Genomic DNA, 15,251 nt, shown 5'->3' on the forward strand with positions numbered 1-15,251 from the left:
CACCGGCCCGCGCCCCCCCCCCCACCCGCCGCGGGGGGGCGGGGGGGGGGGGGCGGGCCCCCGCGGGGGGGGGGGCGGCCCCCCCCCCCCCCCCCGCGGCGTACGTGCGTACTCGGGTGGCGGGCGCCCATCGCAGCGGTCAGCCCGATACCGAAACGATCAGCGCCCGGCGCCCGCGATGCGGGGCATTCGATCAAGCGAAACGACCGTGATCGGACACTGGCTCCCACCACGCTCCCACCACAAGATCAAAATGACGAAGGCGTTCTCAATGAAATCGAGAACGCCCAGGTCAGGGTACTGATCATTTGTGCGCCGCCAGGGACTCGAACCCCGGACCCGCTGATTAAGAGTCAGCTGCTCTAACCAACTGAGCTAGCGGCGCTTGCGTTGCGTGGGAAACATTAGCAGGGGTCGGCGGTGATCGAAAATCGACACCCTTCGACACGCTCGGATGGCGGCCGGGGGCGCGCAGGGAGCGTATCGAGGGCGCGCAAGGTCCCTCGTAGGACTTCTTTGAGGACACGGGGAGGACGCCGTTTTCCGGACATCGGCAAAGAGGTCCCCCGGGCCCTCTCACGCCGGGTACCGTCGGCATCACAGCCTGCACAGCACACCGCACGTCGTAACCGGGAGGGCCGATGGCCATGCGGCAGGGGGCCGGTCCTTCGTCCGGGAATGTCCGGCTCAAGGCCCTACGGCACTCGCATGGCTGGGTTTCCCAGCAACAATTGGCCGATGCCTTCGAGAAGAAGGCACTCGAATGCGGGCTTCGTCTCGGCGTCAGCGTGCGGCAGGTGCGGCGGTGGGAAAGTGCGGACCCGCCCTGGCCGACCCCCGATTATCAGCAGGTTCTGCAGGCTTTGTTCGAGCGGCCGTTGACCGACCTGGGGTTCACCCCACCGTGGCAGGCGGAGCTGGCCGAGTACGGCGAGGGCTTCACCGACGCACACCCCGTCGCCGAGCAACCGAGCGCTCCATCGGCGTTCCCCGCGCCCGCTCGGGAAACCGGGCGGGCGCTCGATCGCGTGGAGCACCAGGGCTTCGGCGAGGCCCGGGTCCGCCGGCGCCCGCCACCGGCCGGCGGCCCGGTCGGCGGGGCGATGGCCGCGCCCGTGCACCAGGCACCCGCGGACGGCCGCCAGGTGCCGCCGGCGCGCTCCGGGCGTCCGGTGCCCCCGCCGGGCCCCGTGCCTCCCCCGCGACCGGCCGCACCACCGGGTCCGGTACCGCCGCCCGGACCCGCGGTCGTACCTCCCCGGACCACCCCGGAGACCGGCCCCACGGTGGTCGGCGGGCGGCGGCTGGAGGGCGACGGCCCGCCCGGGCTGCCGGTTCGCCCGCCGCTGCGCGCGATCGGCCCACCCGTCGCCGAGCCGCCGGCCCGCACGCTGGAGATCGCCACCCCCGCGGTGCTGCGCCAACTGCTGCGGGACACCCCCGACCCGGGACCGCTCGCGGTGCCGATGCACTCGCGGGCCGGCCAGTTGACCGTGGTCGGCGCGGACCAGTACGCGATGCTCACCCGCACCTACCGACAGATGTACTGGGTCGCCCCCGCCGCCATCGCCTACCCGTCGGTGATCGCCCACGTGCGCCTGGGCACCCAACTGCTCGACGCCCCCGGCCCCGCCCGGGCCCGCCGGATCCTGGGCGCGTCGCTCGCCGAGACCGCGATGCTGGCCGGCCGGATGGCCTTCTTCGACCTGGCCCGCCCGCACGACGCGCAGGACCACTACCTGGTCGCCTACCGCGCCGCCAACGAGGCCGGCGACACCCTGCTCGCGGCCGCCGTGCTCACCCACACCGCGTTCATCCCGGCCTTCGACGCGGCCCCCTCGGCCGCGGAGGACATCCTCGACTTCGCCCGCAAGACGGCCACACGCGGCGCGCCGATGGTGATGCTCGCCTGGTTCGACGCCGTGCAATCCGAATTCGAGTCGTTGCGCGGCACCCCCGAGCGCGGGCTGCACCTGCTGGACCGGGCCGAGGACCTGCTGTGCCACCCGGACAACACGCCCACGCCGCCGTGGTTGGACTTCTTCGACGCCTCCCGGCTGTGGGGCTTTCGGGGCAAGGCCGAACTCACCGCGCGCCGGATGGACCAGGCCCAGGGCTCACTCAACGACGCGCTGCAGAACCTGCCGCCCAACGGCGACAAACAGCGCGCGGTGATGTACGCGGACCTGGCCGAGGCGGCCTTCCAGGCCGGTCAGGTGGACGAGGCATGCGGCCGGCTGTTCCAGGCCGTCGACATGTTGCGGGTGCACTGGTACTCGATGGCGATGGACCGGGTGCGGGTCACCCGCAGGCAGTTGGAGCCCTACAAGAACTCGGTCGCGGTCCGCCAACTCGACGAGGTGCTGGAGTCGTTCAGCGAACTGGCACCCACCGACGAAACCGGATTCGTGGCGCTTCCCGGGGCGGACGAGTAGCGCCGAATTCCCCGTGTCGGTGACATGGTCCACACTGACCCGGGACCGGACGGTTCGACGACGAAAGCCGTACACGAGACATGCGCACGACGGGTACCACCGGCGCGATCGCCGGCAGGCTGGAGCAGTTGCGCGGCACACTGCCCACCCGCAATCACAACGCCCGCACGGTCGCCGCCCTCGCGGCCAACCCCGGTTGCGCCCGCCGGGGCGTGCTGGACGCGGCCGGCATCGAGAAGACCGTGCTCGCCGACCGACTCGGCTTCCCGGCCCGCTACGGCGGTCGCTCGCCGTTCGCGATCGGGCGCGGCAACGTGTTCGAGGCCCGGGTCAAGGCGGACGGCGGCACCGAGTTGCGCCGACTGCTCGCCGAGACGCTGGGCGCGAACCCGGACACCGGCGCGCTGGTCGACGTGGACCACGAGAGCGCCGGCCGGCCGAGCCGTGAGGAACGGGTGGCCCGCACCCGCGACGCCCTGGCCCGGGCGGCGCGCGGCGAGCCGGACGCCTGCGCGATCCTGGACCACCCGCTGCTGCCGCTGGACGTGGCCGGCCGGCGCGCCTACCTGGAGCCGGACGCGATGGCCTGCCGGGTGGCCGGCCGGCTGTACGTGGTGGAGATCAAGTCCTTCGCGATCATCGACGGGTCCGCCGACCCGGGCAAGCTCGCCTCGGCCACCCGCCAGGCCGCGGTGTACGTGCACGCGCTGCGCCGACTGGCCGCCGAACTTGGTCTGGACCCGGATGTGGTGGCCACCGACATCGTGCTGGTGTGCGCGCAGGACTTCTCCAACCGCCCGGTCGCCGTCGTGCTCGACGTGCGGCGCGAACTGGCCACCACCCGGCGCCGGTTGGAACGCCTGTCCGGGGTGGAGGAACTGCTCGGCGAACTGCCGGACACGCTGACCTTCGACGTCGACGGCGAACGGGTCGGGGCGGCCGTCGCGCAGGTGCCCGCCGCGTACGTCCCGGACTGCCTGTCCGCGTGCGAACTCGCGCTGTTCTGCCGGGACGAGGCCCGCAGTTGCGGTCCGGGCGGCGGCAGCGTGGGCACGCTGGGCACCTCGGTGCGCGGGGCGCTGGGCGGGATCGAGGACATCGCCGACGCGCTGGCCTTGGCCGACGGCACCCGCGCCGCCCGGCCCGGCGAGGAGGACGTGGCCAGGCTGCTGCGCCGGGCCCAGGCACTGCGGTCCGAGGTGTTGGGAACCGCTACGCCGTGGTCCGTGTCGCCGTCGGCCGAGCCGTTGCGCACCCGGGTGCCGGGCGGCGTCGGGTGAGCGCGATCGCCGCGCTCGGCCGACTGCGCGCCGCCGCGACCGGGGTGGCCCAACCGGCCGCGACCGTACGGCACCGGCATCTGTCTCCCCGGCCGCTGGTGCTGGTGCCCTATGTGCTCGCGGGCGAGGCGTTCGCCCCGCTGGCCGTGCTGGTCGGCACCGACCGGGACCGGCCGCACCTGCTCGCGGTGCCGCAACCACGCGACCGCGACCGGCGGTTCGCGCACGCGGCGGAGCTGGGCCGGCTGCTGCTGCCCTACCTGGGCGCGTTCGCGGCCGAGACGGAGACGATCGAGCGGCGCGGCGACGACCCGTACGAGCGCAGCGTGGACGCGCCGCAGGTGCTGGTGCCCACGGCGGGCGGCGTCGAGTATCTGCGTCTGCTCGGCCGGTCCACCCGATTCCGGCGCACCGACGGCGAGTTCGCGGTGGCCGAGGAGGTTCCGCTGCTCGGCCGGTGGAGCACGTGGCTCGCGGACCGCGCCGGTGTGCCCGGATCGAGCGTGCTGTTGGCGATGACCGATCTGCTCACCCAGGCGTGGGTGACCGGCCAGAGCGCCCTGGAGGACGGCGACCTGGCCGCGCTGCTCGCCTGGATCGACCCGCCGGCCGGGCAGCGCGGGGATCAGGCGGCCCGCGAGGTCGAGGGCGGCCCGACCGCGGGGCCCGCGACCGATCCGGCGTTCGACGAGCGCCTGGTGCCGCTGATCGCCGCATTCGACGAGGCGGTGGCGGCGGAACGGGCCGAGGCGGCGGACACCGGTGTGCGCACCGATCCGGGGCCGCGCGGTCGGGATGCCGAGCAGGCGATCCGCACCGCGCTGGCCGCCGAGTTGTTGCCGACCTGGGATCGCATGTGGCGCGGTGTGGAACTGCTCGGCGCGCTGCCCCCGGGCGGGTCGGTGGCCGGGCGTTGGGAGGCCGATCGGGCCTCGTACAGCTTCTTCGCCGCCGATCTGGCCGACCCCGAGTCGCGTCCGCAACCGCGGGTGCCCGGTGCGGTCTCGGCCGCGGCCCAACTGGCGACCCGGGAACGGGCGCAGGCTCGGTTGGATGCCGAACAGGTGCGCGACGACCCGCTGTTGATGGCCGCCGTCCGGCTCGCGGGGGAGGCCTTCCGCGGCGAGCTGATCGCGGTGGACGCCGAGCGCACGGTCACCGAGCCCGGGAAGAAGACCGCCCGCCCGCGTCCGATGTTGACCTTCGCCACCGACGACGAACCGCTGTTCGGGCCGGGCACCGACCTCGCGTGCGTCGAACGCCCGGACGCGAAGGCTCGGGTCCTGGAGACCGAGCCCGGCCGGGTCGTGCTGGAACTGCGCGGCGGGATGGGCGGCGGCAAGGCGCCCAAGCCGGGCAGCGTGCCCGAACCGGGCGAAGTCCTGTGCTGGACCTCGCTGATCGCCGAATTCCGGCGCGGCCCGGACTGGCCCGCGGTCGAGGACACCCCCTGGACCCACGGCGGCCCGCCGCCGGAGCCCGAGCCCGAGGCCGCCCCGGAGGCGGACGACGACGCGTTGGAGGAGTGGTCGTGACGACCGTGCGGACCGCTCACCCCGAGGGCGACCCGGCCGCGCTCGCCGCCGCCGCGACCGACGCCGTGCTCGCCGACCTCGGCTCCGGTGCGCATCGCGGCGTCGTGGTCGACTCGCCCCCCGGCGCGGGCAAGTCGACCCTGGTGGTGCGCGCGGCGGGGGAGCTGGCCCGAGGCGGCGAGCGGCTGATGATCGTCGCGCAGACCAACAACCAGGTCGACGACCTGCTGGTCCGGCTGGTCGAGGACCACCCGGGGCTGACCGTGGGTCGGTTGTCCGCCACCGGGTACCGGCTGCCGCCCGCGCTGGTGGGCACGTCGGTGCTCAACGCGGAGAAGGCCGAGGCGCTGGACACGTGTGCGGTGGTGGTGGCCACCGCCGCCAAGTGGGCGCTCGTGCAGGACCGGCGCTGGCCGTGGGCGATCGTCGACGAGGCGTACCAGATGCGCTCGGACGCGCTGCTGCTGGTGGCCCGGCTGTTCGACCGGGCGCTGTTCGTGGGCGACCCCGGCCAACTCGACCCGTTCGCGACCGTGGACACCTCGCGCTGGCACAGCCTCAGCTACGACCCGTCGCAGAGTGCGGTGGTCGTGCTGCGGCGGCACAACCCGGATCTGCCGGTGCATCGACTCCCGGTGTCCTGGCGGCTGCCCGCGAGCGCGGCGCCGCTGGTGTCGGCGGCGTTCTACCCGTTCACCCCGTTCCGGTCGGGCACCGGTCCGGGCGAGCGGCTGCTGCACTTCGGCGCGGCCCGGGCCCACGACGCGTACGACGCGGCCGTGGACGTCGCGGCGACGTCCGGGTGGGGCCTGCTGGAGTTGCCCGCGCGGTTCACCGCGGCGGCCGACGACGAGGCGGTACAGGCGGTCGCCACGCTGGCCGCGCGGCTGCTCGCCCGGGGCGGGACCGCGATCGGCGAGCGCACCCCGGACGGGGTGCCGCTGGACGCGTCCCGGATCGCGATCGGCGTCAGCCACCGCGAGCAGCGGGCGCGGGTCGAGTCGGCGCTGCGCGAGCTGGGCGCGTCCCGAATCGTGGTGGACACCGCGAACCGGCTCCAGGGTCGCGAATTCGACGTGACCGTGGTGCTGCATCCGCTCTCGGGTCGTCGCGACGCGACCGAGTTCCACCTGGAGACCGGCCGGCTGTGCGTGCTGGCCTCGCGGCATCGGCATGCGTGTCTGGTGGTCGCCCGGGCCGGCATCCCCGAACTGCTCGACGCGCATCCCACCGCCGACCCGGTCCACCTCGGGGTGCCGGTCAGCTTCCCGGACGGCTGGGAGGCGAACCAGGCGGTGCTGGCCGAACTCGCCCGGCACCGGGTCGCACTGTCCGGGTGAGCACACCCGCACGCCGGTCGGGCCGGGCCCGACCGGTGCGCGGGCCCCGGTGCGGCGCCGGCTACTCGCCGCGCTCCAGCAGCAGCTTTCGGCCGTGCTCGATCATCTTCGCCGTGTACTCCTCGCCCCAGCCCGCCCGCGCCGCGACCTGAGCCGTCGTCAGGTGGTCGAAACGATTCGGATCCGCCATCCGCGCCGCGGCCATCGCCTGGTAGTCCACCGCCCGGTCGGCCGCCGCGCGAAACGCCTCCGCCAGGTCCGTCGAGCGGGCCAGCACCTCCTGGGGATCGGTCAGATCGTCCAGGTCGAAGAAGCGTTCGTCGGGCGGCTCGGGTACCGCGGGCTCGAACAACAGCGGCGCGGGCCGCATACGGGGCTTGCGCGACTCGGACGGCATGCGCGGATTCCTTCCGACAGTGCAGACGTGCTGACGACGAAGACGGACACGGGGGAGCGGCGGGATCGGCCGAAACCGGCCCGCAAGATCCCGCGCCCTTGCCATTGTCGCCAACCCGACGCCATCCGAAAGACCCTTGCCCGAAAGAGGGACGACAGCCCGGCACGTGCCCCGATAAACCCCGAATCGGCGGCGCGAACCGGGCCGTGCAGGCGGTTTCGGCGGCCGGTAAACCTCCCGGCGCCGGTCCGCACGGGCGGATGCGCCCCCTCGCACAGTGGCGAGGGGGCGCATCGCGTCCTACCGGTACCGGCCGGGTCGAGCAGATATTGGGGGAGCCGCTCGTGATGTCAGGTCCCCGACCGGTACGTGCGTGGGGCGATCTCAGATCGCCTGCTGGTGACGCTCGGCGAGCGCTCGGGCGGCCTCGGCGATCGCGGCGCGGACGTGCCGCAGCGTCGTCAGGCGGTTGTCGGGCGTCGGCGGCACGAGCCACACGAGCGGCCCGTCGTTCTGCTCCGGCGGCGGCGGGAAGGTGATCCAGGCACCCCGCCCGTGGTGGCGCGGGCCGAGCCGGCGCTCGCGCGGCCGCATCGGCATCACGGCGGTCGGCGGTACGAGGAACCCGATCCGGCGGTAACGGCGGTCGAAGATGACCGGACCGACCGGCACGCGGTGCGCGTGCAGCGTCGCCAGGGCCTCGCGGCCGAGCCGGTCCTCCACCTCGATCACGTCGAACGTCTCGCCGGCTGCGACCAGGCGAGGGGCGTACGGGTTCCGAAGCGCGTCCTGCGGCAGCGCTGCCAGCGTCGTTCGGTTCACGTCGGCGTCCATCGGTGAGGCGGTCCTCTCGTTTCGTCGTGGAAACGGAATCGTCCTCGGGGGCCGGGAGGTCCTCGAAGCGTCCTCTTCGTCCTGCACAAGCCCGAAGCGTCCGACTTCGGGGGCGTCCGCTTCTGCCTTAGATGCAACCAGGTCGGCACACCGTGTGACGAGGCCCGCGGTGGGACTCCTGCAGGACGCGCTGAGGACTCTTGCCGCCCTAACGGGCTAGAGGCATGACGCCGCAGGTGGGACGGGGTCACGATCGAGATCCAGCACGGAGCGGTCGGGCCCGGTCTACCGCGTGACCGGGTCCACGCAGTCATGTCCGTCACCACGACTGTCCGTCACCACGACGCGTATGGGAGGACGCGGTGCAACGACGTACCTTTCTGGCCGGCGCCGCCGTCGCCGGCCTCACCGTCAAGAGTTCCGGCGCATACGCCTCCTCGGGGCCGGCAGCCGCGCTCCCCGATCCCACCGCCTATGTCGCCACCACCGCCCGACTGCGATCCCGCTACTGGATCGAGGAACCCGGGCGACTGCTGCCGGTGGTGGCCGAACACGCCCGCGACGGCGCCCGGCTGCTGGCCGAGGGGCCGGAGGGGGCGCACTACTCCGCGATCGCGGAGACCGCGCTGCTCGCGTCGAGGATCGCCTTCTTCGACCTGAGCCTGCGCGGGCCGCACGTGCGGCGCTGGCAGGACCTCGCCCTGGACGCGGCGGACCGGGGTCGGGACGGCTCGCTGGCCGCCGCCGTGCTCGGGCACATGGCCTTCGCGCCGGCCTGGACCGGGCGGGGCGGGGAGGCCCGGGACACCCTGGCCGCGGCGCGCGAGCGCACCACGGGCGGGGACGCCGGGCCGACGCTGCGGGCGTGGTTGGACGCGATCGCGGCCGAGGCGGAGGTCCGGCTCGGCACGCCGGACGCGGCCTTTCCGCTGCTGGACCGCGCCGCCGAGACGTACGCGCCGCCGGAGACGCCCGGCTCGTGGACGGCGGACGGGCCGCCGGCCTGGCTGGACTGGTTCTCCGCGGCCCGCCTGGAGGGCTTCCGGGGTGCCGCGGAGGTGGCCGCCGGGCGCTCGGCCGAGGCCCGGGCCAGCCTGGAGCGCACGCTCGCCGGGTTGCCTGCGCACAGCCACAAGCAGCGGGCGATGACGCTGGCCGAACTGGCGGCGACGGCGGTGGGCGCGCGTGAGCCGCAAGACGCCTGTCGGCTGTTGGAGGAAGCGCTCGATCTGGTCGGGGTACAGGGGTATGCGACGGCGGTGGATCGGGTGCGCACGGTGCGGGCGTCGCTGGCGCCTTGGGCGCGGGAGTCGTTCGTGCGGGAGGTTGACGATCGGTTGCGCTCGGGTGGCGGGGCGCGGCCGATGGGGGGCTCGGCGTGACGTGCACGGTCTGTGGCCGAGGTGGCCTCATGTGCCTGTTTGGCTGTTTGGCCTCATGCGCCGGCCGGGCTGGGTTCGCCTCAAGCGCCGGCCGGGCTGGTTCGCCTCAAGCGCCGGCGGGGCTGTTTGGCCTCATGCGCCGGCCGGGCTGAGTCGCCTCAAGCGCCGGCGGGGCTGGGTGGCCTCAAGCGCCGGCCGGGCTGGTTCGCCTCAAGCGCCGGCGGGGCTGGTTGGCCTCAAACGCCGGCCGGGCTGAGTTGGCCTCAAGCGCCGGCCGGGCTGAGTCGCCTCAAACGCCGGCGGGGCTGCTTGGCCTCAAACGCCGGCCGGGCTGGTTCGCCTCAAGCGCCGGCGAGGCTGAGTGGCCTCAAGCACCGGCCCGGCTGAGGGGCCGGCGTTTGAGGGTGGTTTTCATGGTTCGGTGATGCCGTTGATGCGGGCGACTGCGGCGGGGAGTTCGCCGAGGGATTCCAGGCGTAGGTCGGTGACTGCGATGAGTTCGGGGTCTTCGGCGACCAGGTAGCCCCAGGGGCCGCGGCGTACGTGGGCGGTGCGGAGGCCGGCCAGGTGGGCCGGGCGGACGTCGTTGTCGAGGCGGTCGCCGACGTACAGGATCTCCTCGGCCGGGCACGGACATTCGGCGACGAGGCGCTCGAAGAAGGCCGGCTCGGGCTTGCTGATGCCCCAGTCGTCGGAGGTCGCCAGCAGGTCCACGCCCAGGTCCAGGCCGCGCAGGATGACGCCCGCGTTCACGGTCTGGTTGCCGACCACGCCCAGCCACAGGCGCTGGTCGCGCAGGGCCTTCAGGCACGGTCGGGTGTCGGCGTAGAGGTCTTCCTCGCCGAACCACTCGGGAAAGCCCGCCTCGGTGCGCGCGGCCCGCTCCACGGTCAGGTCGAAGCCGGGCCGAAAGCGCTGGAACACCTCGCGATAGTCGAGGCCCTGCGCGATCACCGCCCCGAAGGTGGCCGCGAACGTGTGTCGGGGCACCCCGAGCCAGTCGGCCCAGGTGCCGTACTCCCGCGATTCGTCGACCAGGGTCTCGCCCACGTCGAACACCACGGCGCTGATCCGCATTACCGCTCCCCGCTGTCGTCGCCTGTCGGCCCCGTCTCTGGTTCGCCGTGCCTCCGTCCACCATGCGGGGTCTGGGCCTGTCAGGCCGAGCCCGACCGGGTTCGTCCGCCGTTGCGGCGGCTTGTCCGATCGGCATGTGCCCGATGACGGAATCCTTGCCGTTGTCGGGCGCGGGACCACCCAGAAGGTACCGCTTGCCTGCGAGGCAAGCGTCGTTCGGAAGTCGTATCCGGCTGACCTTGATCGAAATCGTTCATTGGGCACGATTCGATGTGATCAGGCGACGCTTCTTTGATCGACATCGATCGGTTGACCGGTCTGTTTCGACTCGGCCCGGCGCATCGCCACCCCGTCGCGCGCCCGGTCCACCCCGCGCAGCACCCACGGCGACGCGAGCGCGCCCAGCCCCATCACCGCGAGCCCCGCGACCACGTCCGCGAGGTAGTGGTTCGCGGTGCCCAGTACCACCACGACCACGAAGAGCGGATAGAGCACGCCCAGGACGCGCGACACCCGACCGCGACCGTGCCGCCACAACTGCCACCCGCACCAGGCGGCCCAGCCCACGTGGAGGGACGGCATCGCCGCGTACTCGTTGGTCATGTGCTCCATGCCGCGCGGCGCGCTGGCACCCCCGCCCCACCAGCCCCAGGACGCGAAGTGCGCCATGGTGTCGGTGAAGCCGTCGATCATCCGCGGCGGCGCGGTCGGGAAGAGCATGAAGCCCGCCAGCGAGACCACCGTGGCGATCGCCAGCGTGGTGCGCGCGCCCCGGTAGCGCTCGGGGCGCCGCCGCCACAACCAGAACAGCACCAGCGGGGTCACCAGGTAGTGCAGCGTCGCGTACGCGTAGTCGCAGACCACGCCGACGAGCACGTGGTTGGTGACGACCTGGTTGAGCACCCGTTCGGGGTCGAGGTGGGTGAGCGACTCGAGGTGCAGTATTCGCTCGGCGTTGCGCAGCGCGGCGTCCACGTCGCCGCGGACCACGAGTCGGCTGAGCGAGTACGCCTCGTACAGCACCGCGATCAGCAGCAATTCGGTCCACCAGCGCGGACGCCGGCGGGTCGCGGCGGGGGTCGGAGGCATCCGTCCAGTCTGCAATACCCGCAGGCCGAACCCGGCGGCGCGTCCGGACGGTCCGGCCGGCACCCGCCGCCGGGCCCGGTGCGGAGCGGCCTCCAGGCCATTGATGACACGTGTCACACATGATAGAACGTGTTTCACTTTTGTCCGGCGGGCAGCCGCCGACAGCAGGGCGGGGACCGGACGTCGGCAGGGACGCCCGGCCGCGCCGGTCGCACCCGTGCGACGTGGATACCGGAGGTTGTCGTGGCCGACCCCGACGAGGTCACCCGCCCGCAGACGAGCACGCGGGACCTGGCGACGGTGCACGACCAGCTGCTCGCGTGGCTGAGCGGCCGGCTGCCCGAGGGGGCGGCTCCGGAGATCTCCGAGCTCAAGGCCCCCTCCGGCAACGGGATGTCCAGTGAGACGCTGCTGTTCGACGCGACCTGGACGGTGGACGGCGAACGCCGCACCGAGCGCTGCGTGGTGCGGATGCGTCCCTCGATGGACGCCAAGCCGGTCTTCCCGACGTACGACCTGGACAAGCAGTACGCGGTGATGACCCTGGTCGGCGAGCGCTGTTCGATCCCGGTGCCCGCGCTGCTGTGGAACGAGCCGGACGAGGGTCCGCTCGGCGCCCCGTTCTTCGTGATGCGGCGGGCCGAGGGCGCCGCGCCGCCGGACGTGATGCCGTACACGATCGACGGCTGGATGCTCGCCGCCACGCCCGAGCAGCGTCGCCGGCTCCAGGAGGAGTCGGTCGCCGTCGTCGCCGCGATCCACGAAATCGACGCGAGCCCCGAGGAACTGGCCTTCCTCCAGTACGAGGGCACCGGCGAGACCGCGCTGCGCCGGCATCTGGACGACCTGCGCGCGTTCTACGAGTGGGGCATCGAGGGGCAGCGTGTCCCGCTCCTGGATCGTGCGTTCGCGTGGCTGGAGGACAACTTCCCGGCCGAGGTCGGCCCGGACGTGATCAGCTGGGGCGACGCCCGGATCGGCAACATCCTGTACGTGGACTTCGAGCCGACCGCGGTGCTGGACTGGGAGATGGCCGCCGTCGGTCCGCGCGAGCTGGACATCGCCTGGATGATCTTCATCCACGCGTTCTTCCAGGACATCGCCACCCGCTACGGCCTGCCGGGCCTGCCCGACCTCATGCGCACCGAGGACGTGTGCGCGCACTACGAGAAGCTCACCGGCTACACACCGCGCGACATGCGGTACTTCGAGATGTACGCGGCGGTGCGCCACGGTGTGGTGATGGCCCGCATCGCACACCGCCAGTGGCACTTCGGCGAGCGCGAGCAGCCGGCCGACCTGGACGAGACGGTGCTGCACCGCGGACTGATCGAGGCGATGATGGCCGGCACGTACCGGGAGCGCGCCGACGGGAGCTGAGCCCCCGTCGTCGCGACCCGCACGCCCGCCGTGCGACGGGTGCGCTCCCCGAGCCCGGTGGGTGCGCACCCGGACAAGATCCCGAGGGGTTAGGCTGGGCTCTTCACCATCATCCGTAGCGGGCGCCGTGACCCGTGCGGGTGATCGTGTGTGACGGGCGACATCACGCGGACACCGTCCGTGTTGTTGTCGGTAGCATGAATCACCGGGGGCGACTCCGGGGGTAGCTGCCGGAGGTGCCGCATGACGATCGGGGGACTCGACCCGCCGGCCGGTGCAGGTGTGCCCAAGGGTGCACCGCGAGCCGCGGGTGACGTTCCGAGCCGGAGCATGTCCGACCGCGTCGGACGACTCTCCCGCCGGCCTGTCCAACAACCCATCCAGCGACTGGGTCTGGCCGCTGTCACCTTCCTCACCGGAAGTCGTCGACGCACGCCGGACGCGGTCGAACCGCTGCTCCAGGTGCATCGTGTGCACCACCCGAAGGCCGATGTGACGGCCATTCAGGAGGCGTACGCGGTCGCGGAGTTGTCCCATCGCGGGCAAATGCGCAAGAGCGGCGAGCCGTACATCACGCACCCGCTCGCGGTGGCCACCATCCTGGCCGAGCTGGGCGCGGACACCACGACGCTGGTCGCGGCGCTGCTGCACGACACCGTCGAGGACACCGACCTGACGCTGGAAGAGGTCCGCGCGGCGTTCGGCGACGACGTCACGCACCTGGTCGACGGCGTGACCAAGTTGGAGCGGGTCGACCTGGGCGACCGGGCCGAGGCCGAGACGATGCGCAAGATCATCGTGGCCACCGGCCGGGACCTGCGGGTGACCGTGATCAAGCTGGCCGACCGGCTGCACAACATGCGCACGATCCGATATCGCCGCCGGGCCAGCCAGATCCGCACCGCCGAGGCCACGCAGGAGGTGTTCATCCCGCTCGCCGAGCGGCTGGGCATCCACGTGCTCAAGTCGGAGCTGGAGGACATCGTCTTCGCCACGCTCCGGCCCGAGGAGCACGCCGCGACCGCGCGCACCGTCGGCGCCAGCCAGGCGGCCACCGACGAGGCCGTGTCCAAGCTGTGCACGACAGTCAAACGTGCGCTGCGGGACGCCGGGATCGAAGCGGAGGTATCGCCGCGTGCGCGGCACCACGTATCCGTGCGCCGAGTACAGAAGCGGCGTGGGCGCGAGGAGCTGGGCCCGTTCGACCTCTGCCGGCTGATGATCGTGGTGGACGCGGACACCGACTGTTACGGCGCGCTCGGCGTACTGCACACCTGTTGGTCGCCGATCGCGGGCGAGTTCAAGGACTACATCGCAACCCCCAAGTTCAACCTGTACCAGTCGCTGCACACGGCGATCACGCTGCCCGAGGGCGACAAGGTCGAGGTGCTCATCCGCACCCGACGCATGCATCGTCTGGCCGAGTTCGGCGTGGTCGCGCACACCGGCAAACCGGACACCGGGCCGGACGCCCCCGAGCAGCTCGCGTGGTTGCACCGGCTGCTCGCGTGGCAGGGCGGCATCCCGGACGCGCACGTCTTCTGGAGCTCGCTGACCGCCGACCTGTCGGCGGACCGCGAGCTCCTGGTGTTCACCCCCGGTGGCCGTCCGCTCACCCTGCCCGCCGGATCCACGTGTGTGGACGCGGCCTATGCGATCGACGAGCAGACCGGCCACCGATGTATCGGCGCACAGATCAACGGCCGCCTGGTGGCCCTGAGTTCGGTGCTGGCGGACGGCGAGACGGTATCCATCATCACCGCCCCGCCGGGCGCTGCGGCACCATCCAAGGAATGGCTCTCGTTCGTCCGCAGCCCCCTGGCCCGGGTCGCGATCGAGGCCTGGTTGGCCAAGTACCCGCACGGCATAGAGGGCCGGATCGATCCCCTGCTCGCCCCGCCGCTGGGCAATCTGGCCGCCACCGGCGAGGCCGCCCGGGGCGCGTCCACCCCGGGCCCGACCGCACCTGCCGGGGACGCCGCCCAGGCCCCGGCACGGACCCGGCGCCCGCCGTCCGACCCCGGTGAGGCCGTGGTCAGCGTGCCGGGCTCGCCCGGAGCCCCGGTCCGACTGGCCCGCTGCTGCACCCCGGTCCCGCCGGACGAACTCGCCGGCTTCGTGATCCGAGGCGGCACGGTCGCGGTACACCGGGCCGACTGCACCAACGTGCAACAGATGCGCCGCGCGGGCCGGGACGTGGTCGCCGCGACGTGGCTGCCGCACCAGGCCGACCAGGGCTACCGGGTCACCGTGCAGATCGAGGCCCTGGACCGCCCCCGACTGCTCGCCGACGTGACCGCCGCGATCGACGCGGAGGGCGCCGACATCACCTCGGCCTCGATTGCGCCGCCGCAGCAGATGCGCGTACGCCAGACGTACACGATCCGGCTGGCCGACCTCGCGACCCTGCCGAAGCTGCTGCGGGCGCTGCGTCGGGTGCAGGGCGTCTACGACGTGTACCGGGCTCGTCCGCGGGTGCACCCGCGGGTGGCGGACAACTGA

11 protein-coding genes and 1 tRNA gene are annotated in these 15,251 nt (G+C 72.9%); 7 read left to right on the forward strand and 5 right to left on the reverse strand.

The features are described 5' to 3' along the window. Positions 1–311 precede the first annotated feature (311 nt). Positions 312–385: transfer RNA gene (locus ACIBM5_RS03880), tRNA-Lys, on the reverse strand. 256 nt (positions 386–641) lie between these two features. On the opposite strand from ACIBM5_RS03880, the gene ACIBM5_RS03885 reads away from it, so the two are divergent. The 4 genes from ACIBM5_RS03885 (at position 642) to ACIBM5_RS03900 (ending at position 6,590) form a co-directional block, all read left to right on the forward strand. Next, positions 642–2,435 (forward strand): hypothetical protein, encoded by a 1,794-nt coding sequence (locus ACIBM5_RS03885; RefSeq protein WP_396005206.1) that lies wholly within the window; start codon positions 642–644, stop codon positions 2,433–2,435. A gap of 80 nt (positions 2,436–2,515) precedes the next feature. After that, on the forward strand, positions 2,516–3,715 hold the full coding sequence (locus tag ACIBM5_RS03890; protein WP_396005207.1) for a hypothetical protein: 1,200 nt from the start codon (positions 2,516–2,518) through the stop codon (positions 3,713–3,715). Beyond that, positions 3,712–5,250: a hypothetical protein gene (locus ACIBM5_RS03895; RefSeq protein ID WP_396005208.1), complete on the forward strand. Its 1,539-nt coding sequence runs from the start codon at positions 3,712–3,714 to the stop codon at positions 5,248–5,250. Before ACIBM5_RS03890 ends, ACIBM5_RS03895 begins: the two co-directional genes overlap by 4 nt. Then, on the forward strand, positions 5,241–6,590 hold the full coding sequence (locus ACIBM5_RS03900) for an AAA family ATPase (RefSeq protein WP_396005209.1): 1,350 nt from the start codon (positions 5,241–5,243) through the stop codon (positions 6,588–6,590). Before ACIBM5_RS03895 ends, ACIBM5_RS03900 begins: the two co-directional genes overlap by 10 nt. 61 nt (positions 6,591–6,651) lie before the next feature. Here the strand turns inward: ACIBM5_RS03900 and ACIBM5_RS03905 are convergent, their stop codons facing one another. Continuing rightward, on the reverse strand, positions 6,652–6,987 hold the full coding sequence (locus ACIBM5_RS03905) for a hypothetical protein (protein WP_026218229.1): 336 nt from the start codon (positions 6,985–6,987) through the stop codon (positions 6,652–6,654). Positions 6,988–7,371: 384 nt separating this feature from the next. After that, positions 7,372–7,809, reverse strand: a complete 438-nt coding sequence (locus tag ACIBM5_RS03910; protein ID WP_391583007.1) for a hypothetical protein — start codon at positions 7,807–7,809, stop codon at positions 7,372–7,374. A 374-nt stretch (positions 7,810–8,183) separates the two neighbouring features. Between ACIBM5_RS03910 and ACIBM5_RS03915 the strand changes: the two genes are divergently transcribed. Further along, positions 8,184–9,203: a transcriptional regulator gene (locus ACIBM5_RS03915; protein WP_396005212.1), complete on the forward strand. Its 1,020-nt coding sequence runs from the start codon at positions 8,184–8,186 to the stop codon at positions 9,201–9,203. A 411-nt stretch (positions 9,204–9,614) separates the two neighbouring features. Here the strand turns inward: ACIBM5_RS03915 and ACIBM5_RS03920 are convergent, their stop codons facing one another. Together ACIBM5_RS03920 and ACIBM5_RS03925 are read right to left on the reverse strand one after the other, a co-directional pair. Then, positions 9,615–10,280, reverse strand: coding sequence for an HAD family hydrolase (locus ACIBM5_RS03920; protein WP_391583005.1), 666 nt, complete (start codon positions 10,278–10,280; stop codon positions 9,615–9,617). A gap of 276 nt (positions 10,281–10,556) precedes the next feature. Then, complete coding sequence (locus ACIBM5_RS03925; RefSeq protein ID WP_396005213.1) at positions 10,557–11,369, reverse strand: phosphatase PAP2 family protein; 813 nt, start codon at positions 11,367–11,369, stop codon at positions 10,557–10,559. A 243-nt stretch (positions 11,370–11,612) separates the two neighbouring features. Between ACIBM5_RS03925 and ACIBM5_RS03930 the strand changes: the two genes are divergently transcribed. Both ACIBM5_RS03930 and ACIBM5_RS03935 read left to right on the forward strand, forming a co-directional pair. Beyond that, entirely contained in the window at positions 11,613–12,749 is a 1,137-nt protein-coding gene (locus ACIBM5_RS03930; RefSeq protein ID WP_396005214.1) for a phosphotransferase family protein, read from the forward strand. Positions 12,750–12,992: 243 nt separating this feature from the next. Continuing rightward, positions 12,993–15,251 (forward strand): RelA/SpoT family protein, encoded by a 2,259-nt coding sequence (locus ACIBM5_RS03935; RefSeq protein ID WP_396005215.1) that lies wholly within the window; start codon positions 12,993–12,995, stop codon positions 15,249–15,251.

This window comes from Embleya sp. NPDC050493, from assembly GCF_044458105.1.
In the GTDB taxonomy this organism is placed as follows: Bacteria; Actinomycetota; Actinomycetes; order Streptomycetales; family Streptomycetaceae; genus Embleya.

Excerpts from the sequence above, each read along its gene's own strand:
- ACIBM5_RS03885 (WP_396005206.1), top strand. The coding sequence starts at position 642 with ATGGCCATGCGGCAGGGGGCCGGTCCTTCGTCCGGGAATGTCCGGCTC.
- ACIBM5_RS03890 (WP_396005207.1), top strand. The coding sequence starts at position 2,516 with ATGCGCACGACGGGTACCACCGGCGCGATCGCCGGCAGGCTGGAGCAG.
- ACIBM5_RS03905 (WP_026218229.1), bottom strand. The coding sequence starts at position 6,987 with ATGCCGTCCGAGTCGCGCAAGCCCCGTATGCGGCCCGCGCCGCTGTTG.
- ACIBM5_RS03920 (WP_391583005.1), bottom strand. The coding sequence starts at position 10,280 with ATGCGGATCAGCGCCGTGGTGTTCGACGTGGGCGAGACCCTGGTCGAC.
- ACIBM5_RS03925 (WP_396005213.1), bottom strand. The coding sequence starts at position 11,369 with ATGCCTCCGACCCCCGCCGCGACCCGCCGGCGTCCGCGCTGGTGGACC.
- ACIBM5_RS03935 (WP_396005215.1), top strand. The coding sequence starts at position 12,993 with ATGACGATCGGGGGACTCGACCCGCCGGCCGGTGCAGGTGTGCCCAAG.